The 17,837-nt window shown below is 37.9% G+C and carries 16 protein-coding genes and 1 pseudogene; 10 read left to right on the top strand and 7 right to left on the bottom strand.

All coding sequences use genetic code 11. The features are described 5' to 3' along the window. Positions 1–55 precede the first annotated feature (55 nt). The 3 genes from E2K98_RS18185 (at position 56) to E2K98_RS18175 (ending at position 2,537) form a co-directional block, all read left to right on the top strand. Entirely contained in the window at positions 56–334 is a 279-nt protein-coding gene (locus E2K98_RS18185; RefSeq protein ID WP_235824848.1) for an MFS transporter, read from the top strand. Between the two features lie 146 nt (positions 335–480). Beyond that, positions 481–1,902 (top strand): tetratricopeptide repeat protein, encoded by a 1,422-nt coding sequence (locus E2K98_RS18180; RefSeq protein WP_133336589.1) that lies wholly within the window; start codon positions 481–483, stop codon positions 1,900–1,902. A gap of 98 nt (positions 1,903–2,000) precedes the next feature. Beyond that, positions 2,001–2,537: an HD domain-containing protein gene (locus tag E2K98_RS18175; RefSeq protein WP_133336587.1), complete on the top strand. Its 537-nt coding sequence runs from the start codon at positions 2,001–2,003 to the stop codon at positions 2,535–2,537. 624 nt (positions 2,538–3,161) lie between these two features. Here E2K98_RS18175 and E2K98_RS18170 read toward each other — a convergent pair. Genes E2K98_RS18170 through E2K98_RS18160 form a run of 3 tightly spaced genes read right to left on the bottom strand, consistent with a single transcriptional unit; the run spans position 3,162 to position 7,060 of the window. Further along, positions 3,162–4,250, bottom strand: a complete 1,089-nt coding sequence (locus E2K98_RS18170) for a GerAB/ArcD/ProY family transporter (protein ID WP_133336786.1) — start codon at positions 4,248–4,250, stop codon at positions 3,162–3,164. Between the two features lie 27 nt (positions 4,251–4,277). Continuing rightward, on the bottom strand, positions 4,278–5,468 hold the full coding sequence (locus tag E2K98_RS18165) for a Ger(x)C family spore germination protein (RefSeq protein WP_133336585.1): 1,191 nt from the start codon (positions 5,466–5,468) through the stop codon (positions 4,278–4,280). Continuing rightward, on the bottom strand, positions 5,465–7,060 hold the full coding sequence (locus tag E2K98_RS18160; RefSeq protein ID WP_133336583.1) for a spore germination protein: 1,596 nt from the start codon (positions 7,058–7,060) through the stop codon (positions 5,465–5,467). Before E2K98_RS18160 ends, E2K98_RS18165 begins: the two co-directional genes overlap by 4 nt. A gap of 259 nt (positions 7,061–7,319) precedes the next feature. Here E2K98_RS18160 and E2K98_RS18155 point away from each other — a divergent pair. Both E2K98_RS18155 and E2K98_RS18150 read left to right on the top strand, forming a co-directional pair. Continuing rightward, positions 7,320–7,742 (top strand): annotated as a pseudogene (locus E2K98_RS18155) (recombinase family protein); the annotation flags it as partial. A 279-nt stretch (positions 7,743–8,021) separates the two neighbouring features. Beyond that, positions 8,022–8,231, top strand: coding sequence for a DMT family transporter (locus E2K98_RS18150; RefSeq protein ID WP_133336581.1), 210 nt, complete (start codon positions 8,022–8,024; stop codon positions 8,229–8,231). 101 nt (positions 8,232–8,332) lie between these two features. Here E2K98_RS18150 and E2K98_RS18145 read toward each other — a convergent pair whose 3' ends face one another. The 3 genes from E2K98_RS18145 to E2K98_RS18130 form a co-directional block, all read right to left on the bottom strand. Beyond that, a complete protein-coding gene (locus E2K98_RS18145) occupies positions 8,333–8,788 on the bottom strand; it encodes an HAD hydrolase-like protein (protein ID WP_235824856.1) in 456 nt (151 codons plus the stop codon). Between the two features lie 503 nt (positions 8,789–9,291). Continuing rightward, positions 9,292–9,744 (bottom strand): cupredoxin domain-containing protein, encoded by a 453-nt coding sequence (locus E2K98_RS18135; RefSeq protein ID WP_133336577.1) that lies wholly within the window; start codon positions 9,742–9,744, stop codon positions 9,292–9,294. 179 nt (positions 9,745–9,923) lie between these two features. Then, positions 9,924–11,597 (bottom strand): ribonuclease J, encoded by a 1,674-nt coding sequence (locus E2K98_RS18130; protein ID WP_133336575.1) that lies wholly within the window; start codon positions 11,595–11,597, stop codon positions 9,924–9,926. A 322-nt stretch (positions 11,598–11,919) separates the two neighbouring features. On the opposite strand from E2K98_RS18130, the gene E2K98_RS18125 reads away from it, so the two are divergent. The 5 genes from E2K98_RS18125 to E2K98_RS18105 all read left to right on the top strand — a co-directional run bounded on the left by E2K98_RS18125 (position 11,920) and on the right by E2K98_RS18105 (position 16,944). Then, a complete protein-coding gene (locus tag E2K98_RS18125) occupies positions 11,920–12,591 on the top strand; it encodes an alpha/beta family hydrolase (RefSeq protein WP_133336573.1) in 672 nt (223 codons plus the stop codon). Between the two features lie 84 nt (positions 12,592–12,675). Next, positions 12,676–13,116: a ferritin-like domain-containing protein gene (locus tag E2K98_RS18120; RefSeq protein WP_133336571.1), complete on the top strand. Its 441-nt coding sequence runs from the start codon at positions 12,676–12,678 to the stop codon at positions 13,114–13,116. 112 nt (positions 13,117–13,228) lie between these two features. Continuing rightward, on the top strand, positions 13,229–14,728 hold the full coding sequence (locus E2K98_RS18115) for a spore germination protein (protein ID WP_133336569.1): 1,500 nt from the start codon (positions 13,229–13,231) through the stop codon (positions 14,726–14,728). Further along, on the top strand, positions 14,718–15,824 hold the full coding sequence (locus E2K98_RS18110; RefSeq protein WP_133336567.1) for a GerAB/ArcD/ProY family transporter: 1,107 nt from the start codon (positions 14,718–14,720) through the stop codon (positions 15,822–15,824). The genes E2K98_RS18115 and E2K98_RS18110 overlap by 11 nt, the downstream gene beginning before the upstream one ends. Next, positions 15,808–16,944, top strand: a complete 1,137-nt coding sequence (locus E2K98_RS18105; RefSeq protein WP_133336565.1) for a Ger(x)C family spore germination protein — start codon at positions 15,808–15,810, stop codon at positions 16,942–16,944. The genes E2K98_RS18110 and E2K98_RS18105 overlap by 17 nt, the downstream gene beginning before the upstream one ends. 101 nt (positions 16,945–17,045) lie before the next feature. Here the strand turns inward: E2K98_RS18105 and E2K98_RS18100 are convergent, their stop codons facing one another. Beyond that, positions 17,046–17,603, bottom strand: a complete 558-nt coding sequence (locus E2K98_RS18100; protein WP_268884112.1) for a cysteine hydrolase family protein — start codon at positions 17,601–17,603, stop codon at positions 17,046–17,048. Positions 17,604–17,837 lie beyond the last annotated feature (234 nt).

Genomic DNA, 17,837 nt, shown 5'->3' with positions numbered 1-17,837 from the left:
TTCCTCAGCACTCTTATGATAAACCATCCATGTAATAACGGTTTCTCTGACAGGAATGTACAGTTTTAAAGCTCCATTCTGGGTTTTACCATCCTTGTTCTTAACCCAGTCAACAGCAGCTGTTGCGATCGCATCAATCAATTCGATTGGTAATTTAGGTGGTTTTGTGGGTCCTTATGCGATAGGTATTATAAAGGGGATGACAGGGGATACCAAATCCGGACTGCTTTTTTTAAGTGCTTTGCTGTTAATATCTTTTCTGATGGTTCTATTTATGAATCTTGATAAGAAGGAAGTAACGGAAGAAAATAATTATAAAAATGTATCTGGTTAGGACGAAAAAGGATCTGGCGAAAATGAAGCACTTTGCGCCAGATCCTTTCCTTTTTAGAAAAAATAGCCTGATGCACTCTTTTTTTAGACGTGTGATATAATAAAGTCGAAGGTAAGAGTCAAATTGATGATTGGGGGCAGGGCTAAATGGATAAAGAACTGATGATACCAACTGAAATGTCAATAAAGGATAAAAAGAGAATAATAAAAGGGAATATTCTTCGTGCCGCTCTTTTTGCAAGAAGCAAGGTAGTCGAAGTTATGACAGAAGAACACGATAAATATTATCTTGTTTACTATAAAAACTCTTTTATTTATGGTGACAAACTCTCTAAAACCACTGAAGATACTTTTATCGATAAAGCTTTTCGAGAAGGAATTATACTTAAGGCTCCCAATCCAATGTTACCCACATTTATCCCCAATTTAAACGTTTCAATTCCGAGTAAAAATAAACTCTTCACAGAACTCCAACAGCATTTTTCACTGCAAGAAGTTGCCTATATTGCCACAACACTTGACTCCTTTTTTGAAAAAAATCAGCTAATCGAAATGATTGACAAAATTTATTATCATCAAAGAAGAAGTGGAAAATTTACGAAATCCTTCCAGGTGATTCAAATTTTACGTGACTTTGCTCCTTCCTTAAAATCTGCAAAGGAACGATTAGAATCACACGAATACTTTTCTTACCACGATTTTTACAATACCTCCAGTTTGTCTGAAATCCTTAAAAAGGACCCACTTTATGTAGAGCTGCACTGCTTCCAAAACCGCTTAAATCCAAAGGAACAAAAATTTTTAGAACAAATATCTACGCAGCAGGATTGTAATGTTGAAGTGTTACTGCTGTGGCTGGAACGAGTTGAAAAACTACAAAGAGTGGAGGCCCTTGAAAAATCTACTTCACTTGCACTAAGATTTCTAACGTTAGAACAATGGATGCTCGTTTTAAGTGAGGCAAACATTAACCCGTTTAATGAGATTCCTGAAGCAAAACAACTGATTGAAAAAATGGTTGCGAAAGGGAACACTGAGAAGGCCGCCTTATATTTATTCACCTTTTTAGATGACCTGCCACATTCCTACGAAACGATTCTAACCAACATTTGGGGAAATTCCGACCCTAAGTTTGTGTTCATACACTTGGACGATTTCCTTGCCTTGCTGAAACATCTTCCCGATGATAAGAAAACAATCCAGATGGAACAAAAAATGTCCCAACTGGCTATTCTCCTTTTAGAAGAACATGACCTCCAAACGGTTCGCAATAAACTAATCCCTGTTAATGAGACAATTCCCCATTTAAAGGTGTTTGAAAAAATCAATAAAATGGCCGGGTTGGAAGAGGACCCAGAACGGATGATGGAACTGGGGGAATATTATGCAGAGTTTCAGCAATATGATAAGGCCATCGATTGCTTCTTTTGGGAGATGGAATTACAGCCACAAAACCCAATTCCCGTCTTAAGAATTAGTAAAATGTATCAGCAAAAGGGGATGGTCAAGGAAGCTAGTGTATATCAGAAAATTGCTGCGCAATTAAAACATAATCAACAGGTTGGATAACCTTTTATACAGGGCTCGTTTCCGAGCTCTTTTTTGGGGAAATTTACTAGAGTAAACAATAAGGAATGATAGAATAAAAATAAGAGGAGTGATTCACGATGGAAATGGTTGAAAAAGCACTTCATATAGCTAGCAAAGCACACGAAGGTCAGTACCGAAAACTGACGGAAATACCTTATATTACCCATCCGGTAGCAGTGGGGATGCTGTTAATGAAAGCAGGTTACCCTGATAATGTGGTGGCAGCAGGAATCCTGCATGATACAGTTGAAGATACCTCTTTAACCTTGGAAGATATTAAACTTAATTTCGGAGAAAAAACTGCTGAAATCGTTGCGGGCTGTTCCGAACCAGATAAATCGCTCTCTTGGGAGAAGCGGAAGGAACATACGATTGAATTTTTAAAAACTGCTTCAAAGGAAATCCGTGCTGTTGCTTGTGCGGATAAACTACATAATATTCGATCAATCCGAAATGACTACGAACAAGTTGGCGAAGAGGTTTGGAAGAGGTTTAAACGGGGCAAGGAGAAGCAAAAGTGGTATTACACGAATGTCGTGGAAAGCTTGGGGGCCCAAGGGACCTTTGCTTTGTTAGAAGAATTACGTAATGAAGTGGAATTGTTATTTCACTAAAAGCCTTGTGTCGGAAAAGCGTATACTAATTAAACGTTTAATTGAACGGCGTAAGCCTTGGTAAATTGGGGTTTTGGCTGAAACAGTCTAAACTAATCAAACGTTTAGTTAAAGATTATTAGCAAGGCAGAACATTACCTGTCACTAAACCATTTAGGAATGGAGTCATAATTGATTTTCAATGTTTAGTTAAATTTCGACCATGTGTGGATTTAAAACAAAGTTGTACCGTTTAGAACAAGATTGAACCGTTTTAAAAAAGATTGACTGGAGGACCCATTTATAGTATTTATCTGATAGGGTTTTGTTACCTTTGATTTTCAAAATACGAAAAACCAGCCCCGTCATAGGGCTAGTTGACATATAATATCCTTTAAAACTAATGGAATTTTATTTTTGGTAATAGGTTTTGAACCTTGCTTTAACAAGCTTTTGGCTTATTTCAAAAGTATTCTAACAGAGTTGTGTAAACTTTACCTTTCCTTATATATAAAGGTTATTAGGTCTTAACGTCCGCTATTTTCGTTTTAAGCTTGGAAATCCCTTCTTTAACAACCCGAATGGGTGTTTGTGAGGCTTATTCCCATTAACAAGTACAATAAACACCACATGATGCTACTGGACTTACGCATATTTTCTTCGAATCCAGCCAACAACCAACAAAAGCAAGGGAATCCCGATCATGTTGATGGGAAATACAAATGGAAGCACGAAAAACTTATCATAATACTGGGCGAATATCTGAATATTTTTAATCGACAGAGCCATAACAAACGAAATTGGAGCAAGAAGCCAAACCACTTTTCGCCAATCCTTCAGGTGAAACAATTGTGCCGTTCCATAACTTGCAATAAACATATATAACGCCAGCTTAACAAAAATACTAAAAAACCATATAATGACAATCAAAATATCCACGTTTTGAATAAATTCCATTACGGATATGAACCGACTCATATCGTAAAACGGATACAAAAGCCTTGAAGGTAAATTTGGCCCGAACGTGAAAATCACAGCCAATGTGCCGACGCTCACCATGAAAACGGCCAGCCCTATTCCCCACATCGCCCGTGTTGACGCTTGGTCCGGTTTTTCCATAAAGAAGACGAACATTGTCATCATGACAGACTCTCCAAAAAAGGAGGCCATGGGGGTATAGGAACCCTTAAGGATTGGAAGCAATCCAGAATCATGATAAATGGGAAGTATATAATGCCAATGCATATTGCCAAGGTCTAAAATGATCAAAACAGTAATCATCAAAATAACGATTGGACCAACGATTTCACTTAAGCGTCCAATCCCTTCTATACCACCTTGATACATGATAAAAATGAGCAGTAACATGGTGGTAAGTATAATAACCCACAAAGGTGTCTTATGAAACAACGCGGTAATCATGAAATCACCAAATTCACGGACGATTACCCCAATCGCCGAGTACCATAGAAGGAAAAAGGGAATCATCATCAGCTTACCAAGCCATTTACCGAGAATGGTTTGACTAAATTCAATCATGGTTTGGTTCGGATACAGCGAACTGAGTGTAGTTGCCAGAAAAGTAATGGCAATGCCAACAAGTCCTGCAATCATCATCGAGATCCATGCATCTTGTTTTACACTACGGATCGTAGATGATATGGTCAGAAGAAGTGAATTTCCCACTTCAAATGTGAACATCATCCAAAAAATTTGCGAGCCAGAGATTTTCATTGATTTTGCCACAAGCTGTATGTCTCCTTATTTTTTTATTTCATTATTCTTTAACTGCAACGATGGTCCAGTCAGACCCACTCGTCGAATGGTCAGATTTGCATGGACTGAGACCTCTACCTTGCGGAACTGATTGGCCCAACTTTTCTTCAATACTTTCCATTGGGATGGATATTTTTGATGAATGGCTTCACCAAAGCCAAAGATATCGGTTCCATATTGTTTTTGAACCTTTTCAATGGTTTGAAGAGCTTCCTTTTCGGCCTCTTTTTCCAATACATGTTCTAGAAGATCAAGATTTTTCGATTGCGTAAGATCTAAATTCGTATTGTTCTCTCGGATGATTCCCTCACCTGAAAGGATAATGTCATACTTGATGGTGTGACCTTGAATAATGGGTATAATTTTGCTGTTCATTTTGATTATATATAAACTAGCAGTTCCCTTTCCCTCAGGGACAGTTACTGTAATCGTTTGTTTAGTTAAACGGTTGATTAGCCAAAGATAGATTTTATCTTCCTGTAAATTTAAGAACCCCTTTAATTTAAGGTCTTTGTTGAAAACTGCCATGCCTACAATTTGAAATCCTTTGACACTTGTTTGATCTTGTTTTTTGGAGCCCTGGTTCAGTTCAATAACGGGTAGGGTTGGGGTGATCCCGTCACTCATGATGGCGATAAAAAAATTTAATAAAGACGTATCTCCCATTCCACCCACTTGAGAGTGTTCTTTCAGTGCCCCAAGTGCAGGGATATTTTCTAAAGGATAGGATGCTTCCAGAAACTGCTTCGCTGTACTCCCCTTTACTATAAGTGCATCAGCTCGTAAGCGAATATCGGGATCGCGGCTATAGGTATCTAAAAATGGATCGAGACCCCGCCTAGCCAATTGTTCTCCAATCACAATAACACGACGGTGCCCTCGAAAGATTTCTCTTGACAATTTCGTCTGCATATTTTGTACAGCTTCAAGCGTGTCCTTTCCAGTTCCCGATTCAATAAAAACAGTTTTTCCTGCTTCGCTTCTTCCACTCTGCCCCATTCCAATTTTTGAAGGGATGATAAATTGAGCGCTGATTTCAATTTTGTTATTTTCTGCCTGATCGAGTCCCCAGCCCAACTCTATGGCCAGATCATTTAACTCCGTTCGGTCCCAGCAGCCCGTCAAGAAAAATAAAGAAATAACCAGAATAAGACAAAGTGCCTTTAGCGGGCTCATTCTGTCTGGTCCCCTTGTTTCGGACCGGGTTGTTGGCCTTTCGGAATCCGCATTTTTTCCTCACCAGAAATCATCACGGGACGGTTTGTCATGTTCCACCGGTGTGCTCGCATCAATACGTCCTTCAAATTACGAGGAATCTGGGGAGCAACAGGGCTTAGATAAGGAACACCAAAAGAGCGAATATTAGTTAAATGTATGATTATAGCAAGGGCTCCAAAGGCAACCCCATACAGCCCCAATATTCCCGACAATAGTAGCATCGGGAAGCGCAGCACACGATAGGCTGTTCCCAAGTTGTAGCGAGGAAAAGAAAACGACGAGATACCGGTGGTAGCCACAATTATGACCATGGGTGCTGATATTATGCCTGCTTGCACGGCAGCTTGTCCGATTACAAGCGCTCCCACGATACTGACAGCGGATCCAACGGCTTTTGGTAAACGAACACCCGCTTCCCGCAGACCTTCAAACAAAAATTCCATCATCAGTGCTTCCACGACAGTCGGGAAAGGAATTCCTTCCCGTGCCGCTGCAATACTGATAAGCAAATTTGTCGGGATCAATTGTGGATGATAGGTTGTCACCGCAACGTAAAGAGAAGGGAGGAATAAAGAAATATTTATAAGTGTAAAACGTACAAATCGAATGAAGGATGTAAAGATCGATCGTTCATAATAATCCTCCGCTGCTTGCACTCCTGTCCAAAATGTCATTGGAACGATCAGAACGAAAGGTGTGTTATCCACGAAAATGGCAACCTTCCCTTCTAATAGGCTTGCACACACAACATCCGGTCGTTCGGTATTTTGAATTTGTGGAAAGGGAGAAAAAGGAAGATCTTCGATAAACTCTTCAATAAAAGCAGACTCTAAAATCCCATCAATTTGAATTCGCCGAACCCTTTGGCGAACTTCCTCTAAAACCGAATTTGAAGCAATCCCCTCAATGTAGGAAATCGCGATATCTGTCTGCGATAAATCTCCAATCGAATAAGGTTCCATTTTTAGTCTAGGGCTCCGAATTCTCCGGCGTACAAGGCTCGTATTTACCCTGAGAGTTTCCGTAAACCCGTCTCGCGGGCCGCGAACAGAAAGCTCTGCACTAGGCTCTTCGATACTACGTTTCTCAAACCCTTTTATATCGGCAAGCAGCGCTTGACTCTCCCCGTCTGTCAGAACAGCAAGATTAGATTTCAATACTGCATCACTGACCTCACGAACCTTAGAAACCGCCTTTACTTGAGTAATAGCGACAAGCTGGTCTTGGATAATTTCGCCTATTGAGTTCACTTGCTTTAATCCATCAGGCATACCTTCAAACATCATTGGTTTCAAAACAACCTGTTCCACTATTTTCTTATCCACTAATCCATCTATATAAATCAGAAGCATTTTGGTCTGCCTATTGGCGCAAATGGGGCGGAAGACAATATCAGAACAATTTTCAAACACTTGTTTCAAAATCTGTTCATTCACGGATATATCCGCTGCGAGTACCTCATCTTGAACATTTAGGGGCAATACGCCGGTACTCTCCAGTTCCTGAATGGCTTTTTTTAAAGGCCTCATCTTACGAATTTTTACCATCATATTCCCCCCAATATATGATTTATAAAATCTAACTTAAAAAAAACACAATATTCCATCGTTAAAGTGTCTCACTCCTTTTTAAAAATTATTCAATTATTTCCAAAAACTCCTGTTACATGTAACAAGTAGAAAGTAATTTCTACAGAGGTTCTATTATCAACCCGACTAGCGGGGTAGTACCATCAAAGCTTTCTCACCCGCAATAAAGCATTTCAAGTTAATGTCAAATGTTTATCGCTATTTTTGTAAAGTAGTCTTTACTCGATTGTCACGTTCTACAAAGGATCTGATTGAGATTACGGAACTTATCTCTAAAAAGGGAGTACACTTGGAAGGTCTAAAGGAATCAAGGCTGAATACAACCACAACACATGGAAAAAAGTAGTTTATCATTTTCGCTGGTATTACTCAATTTGAAAGAGATTTAATTTCTGAACGGACAAAGGAAGGTATCCAGGCTGCAAGGAAACGAGGGGGGGAAAATCCTGGAAGACCGAAAACTGATGAGGAAAAAGTTAATTATGCCTTATATCTTCTGAATCAAGGGATGAATCATACTAATGCTGCAGAAAAAGCTGGTATATCTAGAATGACTCTGTATCGTAAGATGCAAAAAAATAATTTCAAATTGATAAAGAATGGCACGGTATTTACTACTTGCTTACTGGAATTGCCGATTTAGAACAGCCTACTGAATCTACTTTTTGGGGTTATTATTTTCAGCTTTTTTATTGTCCAAAGCTTTACGTATAATACTCGTGGGAACAGGGTATGCCCATTTTTACGGGTTTGGGTACGGTTGGAACAAAAGCTGTTGGGGCGATTTTTTGGGGAGAGTCTATAATCTGTTAAAAATATTTTTTGTCATTTTAATGATTTTTGGCATAATCGGATAAAAACTCGAGTCAAATGATGGTCAACAAGAAGTACGATAATTTGTCCAAGGTTAGGTGATGAGTAGATGGCAAGGCTGTTACTCCCTCTAGCCGGATTTGCTGAAAATGGAAGTGTAATAAGCCTAAAACGTGGAGAAGGATTTAAAAAATTTCTTCCTACCGTAGCATGTCTTGTTTTTGGAAGTTTCAGCTTTTATTTTCCTTCCCTCTCATTAAAGATTCTTCCAATCGGGCCGGCTTACGCAATATGGACTGGAATCAATATAAAATTATAGGCTACAATGAAGACCAAATCCGTTAGTCATCTAAGGAGTTTGTGTTCAAGACCCCGATGAATTCCAAATCCATCAGTAATCTAGGGAGATTTTGTTCCATATCATCGCTGAAGAACCACAGGAATAAAATCCGCATAACTCTCAATATGAAAATTTGCTTCAATACCTTTGTTTTGAAAAGCAACCGTGTTAATCTTTAATTCTCTCGCAGGAATTAAATCTAGTTCCCGGTCCCCGACCACCAAATCTATTTTGTGATTTTTAAGAACGTGTTCATAAGAAGGATGATGGGGTTTTCGAATAAAACCATCTTCCTCAACAGAAACAATGTCTTTGAAATACTTTTTTAAATTGAACTTTTCCAAGAGATAGATGGTAGATTCCTTATCTCGGTGAGTGACGATGACATTGCTGTTAACAGTTGATAACACATTTTCGATGTAATCAAACGGTTTACTATTTAGTTTTGAATAGTAGTTGTATAATTCTTCGTATTTTCCTCGTTGGTCTTCACTAATCCCATAATGTTTAAACGCTGTTTTTGAGTCCTTTTTCAGCCATTTTAAGACTTCACCCCGATCTAGTTTTTGGGGGTTAATTGCATAAATCCTTCTAAAAGTGCCGGGTACGTATCAAAAAGCGTTCCGTCAAAATCCCATAATATGTTCATAAAATCCTGCTCCTCCTTGTTTTTTATATTCATATCATATTAAATTTAAAAATCACATTCATCTTCGAGTTGGCTAACCAACTTTTGAGGAATAGGCTTAAATTCAGTCGCCTTCCACTCATGAATAATATGCTCGTCCATGGGGAGAGATTATCCACGCAGAAGACCCATTTTCCATTTTATGTGAAATAGGGGATTATGCTTTGTTTAACACAAAAAGTAAGCAGCCCTCTCAAAATTATTGCGCAGGAATTGCCTAAACTTTTAAAAAAGAAATAATCAACAAATTTTTAACTTTGGAGAAAAAAGAGTTGGGAAAACTAGTATTGTTTTTCGCCAACTCTTTTCTTTTTAGGATCTTTATTAGAAAGTCCCTTTTATAGCAAAATACTAATCTACTATTAATTTTCCCGTCATTTTAGAATGTCCTGCTCCGCATACTACAGAACAGTGGTATTCAAATGTCCCAGTTTTATTAGCAGTAAACTCAGCACTTTTATTCCCCTGAATGTTTACATTGAATGCTGGAAGTGCAAAGCCATGACCTCCATCATTACTTTGTAGAGTGATTCTTACTTTATCACCCTTTTTAACATGGATTACTTTTTTATCGTATTCAAAATCCTTTGCCATAACCTTGATAGTAACTACTTTTCCTGTTGAAGCACTTTTTGCGGCAACCTTTTGTGTATTCCCAGTTTTAGCTGTCTGTGTTGTGGTATCTGACTTTTTACTAGAAGATGTTGTCGCGCTTGAAGAATTATTACTAGTGCTTCCACATGCGCTTAACATCATTACCATTAAAGCTACTGCTGCAAATAAAAATCCCATTCTCTTTTTCATAGGTAAGATTTCTCCTCTCGAATTTTAATACCTATAAAACGTAACATATATTTACAGAGACAAAATGAAGGGTCTCTGAAAAAATTATTAAAAAAGAATGAATGTCGTTTTAAGGTTTAGAAACGTTACTGAAAATACGAAAAATGGCTCAGTGCAGGAACTGAGCCATTTTTGTGAATTTAGATTTCAATAATGATCGGAAGGATCATTGGCTTTCTCTTTGTTTGGGTGAAAAGGTATTGACCGACTGATTTTTTAATATTTTGTTTAATAACATTCCATTGCCGGATGTTTTCTCCTTGAAGGTCAGTGACGGTCTTTTTGGTAAGACGATTCACCTCTTTAAGAAGATCATCTGAATTTTTTACAAAGACGAAACCACGTGTAATCGTGTCCGGACCGGAAATAATCTTTCTGTCGGATTTACTAATAGTAATCACAATCACCAACATTCCATCTTCCGAAAGCTGCTTGCGGTCGCGAAGCACAATTTCCCCGATATCCCCCACACCCATACCGTCAACATATGTATCCCCGGATGGAACACTTCGCGTCTGGCGGGCGACCGAGTTTTCAATATCGACAACATCACCATTTTTAATAATGAAGGTGTTACCTTTTTCTACTCCAACAGATTCCGCCAGCAACTGGTGATGATGGAGCATTCTGTATTCACCATGTATCGGAATAAAATAGGTTGGTTTCATCAAGGTAAGCATAAGCTTTAGATCTTCCTGATACCCATGCCCGGAAACATGCATTCCGGTTGAACTTCCGGAGCCATAAATGACTCTTGCGCCAAGTTTAAAGAGGTTATCAATAATCCGCGATACGTCTTTTTCATTTCCAGGTATAGGAGATGCTGCTAAAATAACGGTGTCGTCTGGATAAATTGCGACATCCCGATAGCTTCCGCTAGCAAGGCGGGCGAGGGCCGCCATTGGTTCTCCCTGACTTCCGGTACAAAGTATCGCTACTCTTTCTGGCGGCAATGGATCTACATCACGTGCCTCAATCAACATCCCTTCAGGCACGGTTAAATACCCGCGTTCGATTGCAACACCTACGACATTTACCATACTTCGGCCAAGCAGTGCCAGCTTTCGATTGGTCAGCATAGCAGCATTGACAACCTGTTGAATCCGGTTCACATTCGATGCAAATGTAGACACGATAATTTTCCCATGTGCTTTCATAAAGGCCTCATCCATATGGTTACCGACCATCTGCTCTGATGGCGACAGTCCTTTACGCTCGGCATTGGTGCTTTCAGAGATTAAAGCCAGAACTCCATCGCTGCCGATTTTGGCCATTTTATGAATATCAGATGATGCATTATTGGCAGGAGTTAAATCAAATTTAAAGTCCCCTGTATGGACGACATTCCCTTCAGGTGTGTGAAAAACAATCCCCAGACAATCAGGAATACTATGGCTTGTTTTGAAAAAGGAAACCTTCATCTTGCCAAGTTCCAATATCGATTCCGAATCAATTTGAACAAGTTTGGTGTCGCCTTTGAGCCGATGTTCCTCTAACTTTAATTCAATCAGGCCAAGTGTAAAGCGGGTTGCATAAATGGGTACATTTAATTTTCGTAAAAAGTATGGAATTCCGCCGATATGGTCCTCATGTCCATGGGTCACAATCATCCCGCGAATTTTTTCTTGATTTTCCTCAAGGTAAGTGATGTCAGGGATAATTAGGTCAATTCCTAATAAACTTTCATCGGGGAACTTTCCTCCACAATCGATTATCACAATTTCCTCTGAATATTGAACCACATACATATTTTTACCGATTTCATTAATACCGCCTAAAGCGAAAATTGACAATGTATTTTCACGGGTACTCAAGTTTATACCTCCCAAAGCCAAATAGGTAAATTTAGTATTCCCGTTTCGAAATTCTTTATTTAAAATAGAGCTTTTTAAGGGATATTCATATACTAATCAATCGTTTAATTAAATCGATACGATATTATGGAGCGGCTAGTCGGCCAATTAGTCTCGCATCCCAAAAAAGGTATATTATGCTTTTATCAAGAATTAAAATAGAAACTAGTTGTAGTTAATGAAGGACAAAGATGAGTTTTTATTAAAAAAGATATTTGTCGGTATGCCGAAAAACGGTTGGGAATAAAGAGGCTGTATGTTCAATAGAACGGGAGGAGCTAGTGTGTATCAAATATCTGAAGCTCAAGTGATCAGAAATGAATTTTCAATAATTCCATATACATGGATTCGCAGTGACAAACCGAATAAAAGCATATGTATCATGCTGCCAGGCCTAGGCTATACAACGCAGCGGCCGCTTTTTGATTATGCAACGGGGTTATTTTTAAATCATCAAGTTGATGTTTTACAGATTAATTATCAGTTTACAAAGAATGAGCGGTTTAAAGAGCTTCCTGATGCGGATCAAACACAGTGGATGTACGATGATGTGAAGGTTGTCGTTGTTGAAGTTTTAAAAAATACAAATTATGAACAGTTTTTTATTTTTGGTAAATCGATTGGATCGATTCCAATGGCCAAGGAATGGTCAGAAAAAGGTTTTGTTCAAAATGCAGTTGGTATCTGGCTGACTCCCCTTGTTAAAATTGATAATGCTTATGAAGCATTATTAAATGCTGACCACCCCTCACTTTGTGTGATTGGGGACATGGACCATCATTTTAATGAGGAAAAAGTTTCAACTTTAAAAAATAATCCTCTTGTCTATACATTTATTGTGCCAGATGCTGATCATAGTTTGGAAATTGGGGGCGATATTTTTGCCTCAATAGAAGCATTAAAAGAAGTTATGAAAAGAGTAGAGGATTTTATGATGAGGTATAAACCTTATTAGTCTAAGTGGCAAGAGTAAGAGTTTTTAGCACCCATTTCTTCATCTTCCCATAGGATAGTAACAGTAAGATGGGGAGGGTAAGGGATGTATCCATATACAAATTATCATGATGCTCTTTTTAGACAACCGAATAACTTGGTCAGTGATGTTGAAAAGGCTGTAAATGGGGAGTATAGTGCAATCAATTGTTATTCCAAATTAGCAAATATGGCTAAAAATGAGGAAGAACGGCAGAGAATCCTTGAAATTCGTCAAGATGAAGTCAAGCATTTTCAACAATTCCAACAGATATATGTGAGTCTCACGGGGAGACAACCGCAGCCGAAAATTGTGGAGGAGTGTCCGGCTGCTTATTTAGACGGGTTAGAATTTGCGCTAAAAGATGAACAAAAAACGGTTGATTTTTATATGGAAATTGCTGATGCAGCTACAACAGAGCATATAAAAGAAGTATTTCGAAGAGCTGCAGCAGACGAGCAAAACCATGCGGTGTGGTTTCTTTATTATTTTACTAAACATAAATAACAGTCGATAGAACCCAGAATAACCTACTTCAGGGTTCTTTTTCATTTCTAGGGATAAGTTTGGAAAATTTTGCAGAACATAAAATGAACATTTTAAACATAGGAGTTCATTTATGAAACGACCTTTATTTAATCGTGAACCAAATAAACTGCCTTCAGATATTGGAAAGTCTGCATTCGAGTGCCGTGTACAGTTTATTAAGGATGCTTTTGGTAACACCGAGGATTTGTTAATGCTTCCTATTCTATATCATGAGGAGAAAGGAATTCTTTTCTATTTAGAAACGATATCCGATTCGGAGAAAATCCAGGAAAGTATCTTAGTTCCTTTATGTAAAAATCCAGAATTAGATTTTGGTGAGATTCCATATACTGCTGAAACAAAAAGTAAGATTATGCTTGAAGATACCATAAATGCATTGTTACAAGGAAATACAATTTTGATCGTTCATGGAGAGGATGATCTCTTTTCATTTAATACAAAGAAAGACCTATCACGAAGCCCCAAGGAGCCCGATAATGAAAAAGCAGTAAGAGGATCACATGCTGGATTTGTTGAAAGTTTATCGACAAATTTAGGCTTTATCAGGCAAGCGATTCAGAGTAAACATCTTAGAGTTAATTATCACCGTACCGGTCAATATACGAACACCCAAATAGCCGTTGTCTATATGGATGGTATAACAAACCTTACGTTGGTAAAGAGACTTGAAGAAAGACTTCAAACACTATCTACAGACATGACTTTTAGCCCCGGGTACTTAGAAGAGTTAATTGAGGATCAGCCATTATCTCCTTTTCCGCATATACTTTTTACGGAAAGACCAGACCGGGCAATTGCTCAATTAATGGAGGGAAGAATTGTCTTAATGTCCGAAGGCAGTTGTGATGTTCTTGTTCTTCCCGTATCATTTTTTTCTTTCTTTCAAACGACGGATGATTACAACAGTAGGATTTTAACAAGCTCTACTTTTCGGCTTTTAAGAGTAACGAGCTTTTTCCTCTCACTTTTATTACCAGCTTTATATATTGCAGTGATCGGTTTCCATTTTGAAATTATCCCAAATGAAATTTTATTTCTTGTAAAAAACTCGGTAGAGAACATTCCATTTCCACCTTTAATCGAGGCAATGATTATGGCGTTCACGATTGAATTAATTAGAGAAGCAGGAATTCGACTGCCATCACCAATTGGACAAACAATAGGAATTGTCGGTGGTCTGATCATCGGGGATGCAATTGTTTCGGCAGGATTAGTATCAAATATTATGGTTATCGTGATTGCCCTTACTTCGATATCATCCTATACGATTTCATCCTATGAAATGAGTAACACTGTTCGGCTGCTAACCTTTCCAATTATGCTTTCTGCTGCTACCTTTGGTTTTGTCGGAATCATCTTTTCTTTAATGTTTATCGTTGGTCACCTTTGTAAAATTGAGTCCCTTGGAACACCGTATTTTACACCTGTTGCTCCGTTTAATGTACAAGGGATGAAGGATGCATTTATTCGATTCCCACTTTGGCTTTTAAAGTTCCGACCTAGAGAGTTATTAGTTCAAAATAAAAAACGACTATATCGACCAAGAAGATGGGAAAAAAATGAAAAATGAAAACCAAATTACGAAGCTTCAGCTTATTACCTTTTTAATACAGACTCAAATAGGGGTGGCTTTTCTTTCGTTACCATACGACATTCACAAATTTGCAAAAGGAGATAGCTGGATATCCCTTCTCCTTACAGGGCTTCTTATGGAGGTTCTTGCTATTGTCTATCTGATTTTATGTAATCGGTTCCCTAAGCAGCATTTATTTCAAATCCTGCAATCAATTTTGGGAAGGGTTTTGGGAAAATGCTTAACCGTTTTTTATGCATTCTATTTCTTACTGACTGGCTCCACCATTCTAATTTTATTTGTCTATATTATAAAAAAATGGATGCTCCTTTACACTCCTTATTGGGTGATCCTTATTTTGATGTGCTCCATCGGAATATACATGGCGGTCGAAAACCTTAAGGTAATTGCCAGGTTTTATTTTCTTGCTACTTTTGTATTATTCGTTTTTATATTTACTGCTTCAATTGCTTTTAGAGATGGAAATTTTCACTATATCATGCCGATTGGTCATTCAGGAATTTTGAACATGATAAAAGGAGCTTCACATGCCACCTTAGCATGGCAGGGGATGGAAATGTTTCTGATCGTATCACCTTTTGTTATTTCAACAGGAAAGGAACGGGTTAAAGCTGTTACATTGGCTAATTTATTTGTCACCCTATTATATTCATTCCTAACCTTTGTCTGCTTAATTTACTTTAGTAATGACGAAATGATTCTGTTCCCAGAGCCTGTCCTTTATCTTTTAAAGTCTTTTACTTTCAAAATTATCGAAAGACCTGATTTAGTCCTTATTTCTCTGTGGATTATTTTGGTGGGGACATCCTTTATAAGCTACCTTTACGGTGCATCGTTAGCTGGTACTTTTTTAATAAAGAAATGGAATAGAAGGTCTTTCGTTTATTTATCAGCCATCATTTGTTTTGGTGTTGCTCTATTTTTTAATCATCAAAAAGCGATAGAAAAATTAACGCAGTTCACTACCTATGTTGGTTTCATCTTTTTAATGGTTATTCCTATATCTCTTTTAATCATTTCCCTTTTATTTAAAAAGCAGCAGAAGGGTGAATCCAATGCAAAAGATAATTAGATGGTTTATGGTAGTTTATATTCCGTTTTTCTTAACAGGCTGTTGGGACCAGCGGCTTTTAAAAGAGCAAAAAATAATTGAACTAATTGGATATGATGTTGGCTCTAAAGGGGAAGTAGTTGCTAGTACCTCGTATCCAATCGGTTTGGGGAGTTCAGGAAATTTAACTTCTAGCTCAACAACTTCTTCGAAAAGTACCATTCTTACCTCACGTGGGGAAACAGCTGGAGATTCGCTGTTACAGGAGGATTTGAAGATTTCTGAAAAAATTGACACTTCAAAAACTCAAGTGATACTTTTCGGAGAGAGGATTGCAGCAAAAGGACTCTATCAAGAACTTGATAATATTTATCGGAATCCAAAAGGTGCTCTTGGTGCAAAAGTGGCTATTGTTCAAGGAAGGGCAATGGATGCGATTCGTTTAAAACAGGTAGAGGCTGATTTAAATGGACGATATTATGATGAGTTTTTAAAAAGCGGGGTAGCAACAGGTTTTTATACAGATTATAATGTTCAGTCGGTCTGTCCTTTATTACTTAAACATACAAAGGATCCGTTATTACCGCTGATCAAAATTCATAGTAAAGGTAATCGGGCAGAATCAGTGGGGATGGCGTTGTTTAATAATGAAAAAATGACTGGAAAACTAACCATTCCAGAATCAAAGATGTTTATACTTCTTAGTGGAGCTATAAAACAGAATGTTTCCTTCTTGGTGAAAACGAATCACCGTTATCAACAAAACCAATTGAATTATGTCATTGTTGAAATTCTCAATTCCCGGCCAAAGACAAAACTAAATGTGAAAAATGGTGCAGTTACCGCAAATTTAGCCCTAAAGCTCCAATATCGGATTAGGGAATATCCTAAAAATCATTTAACAAGTCCGCTTCATTTAGAGCAGCTTAATAATGAAATAAAAGTTGGATTAACGAATACTGCTAAAAGAACGATATCGAAATTACAAAAAGCGAATTGTGATGGGTTTGGAATTGAAGAAGAAATCAAGGTCCACCATCATCGACTTTGGGAGGGAAAATATAAAAATGTTGCGATTAAAGAGATCCCAATAAAGGTAGACCTTCAATTGGAGCTGTTGAATTCTGGAATCATTAATTAAAGGTGTCTTATGCTTCATCAAAAAAGATTACGGCCATGAAACAGTTCTTCGTGGCCGCAATCGACGAAACGTTTCTCCTTTTGCTTATTTAAAAATAGTTATCAGTTTGTTGTTTTAACAAGAAAATCATCGGTTGTCTTGATTGTAGCATACAGGCTTCCAAGTGCTGCCATAAACGCAGCATGGACATCTACAGCCTTAATGGTTTTATTGTTAAAGGTAAGATCAGGGCATGTACATGCATCTTCAAGGACAGTACAACTAAAGCCAAGGTCTACAGCCGCACGGCTTGTTGCATCGATGCACATATGGCTCATCATGCCAACAATGATTACATGTTCGATACCTAGATTTTTTAATTCTGCTTCTAATGAAGTATGTAGAAAACTGTTAGGGAAATGCTTTTGAATCACAGTTTCACTTTCTAATGGTGTAACACTTTGATGAATCTGAGCTCCTTCTGTGTCCGGTGCAAAAAATGGTGCTTGTGTATCTTTGAAAATGTGTTGAATGTGAAAAAGAGGGAGATTGTTTTCACGAAAATAATCTAAGATAGTCCTCGCATTTTTCGCAGCTTTTTCTGTTTCGTGGAGTGGCATTTTTCCTCCAGGAAAATAATCATTTTGGATATCAACTAGAATTAAGGCGGTCTTGTCCAATTTATATACCCCTTTCTCTATCAAAATATTGGATTACCATTGTACATAATATTCGGCATCACTAAATAAATTACCTTTTTTCAATGTAACATCTATGCAATAAAACGGTCGAGGTTATTGAGGGCGGAAATCAGATAAGAAAAAGGAAAAGTGTCTCCAATAAGAGTTGATAGTTTCGATGATTATAGAAAAAGAGAGGGTGTGTGGGGAAGAAAAACTAAGAAGTGTGGGAAG

The sequence above is a fragment of the Bacillus salipaludis genome, from assembly GCF_004358205.1.
This window is presented reverse-complemented; position numbering and strand designations above follow the sequence as displayed.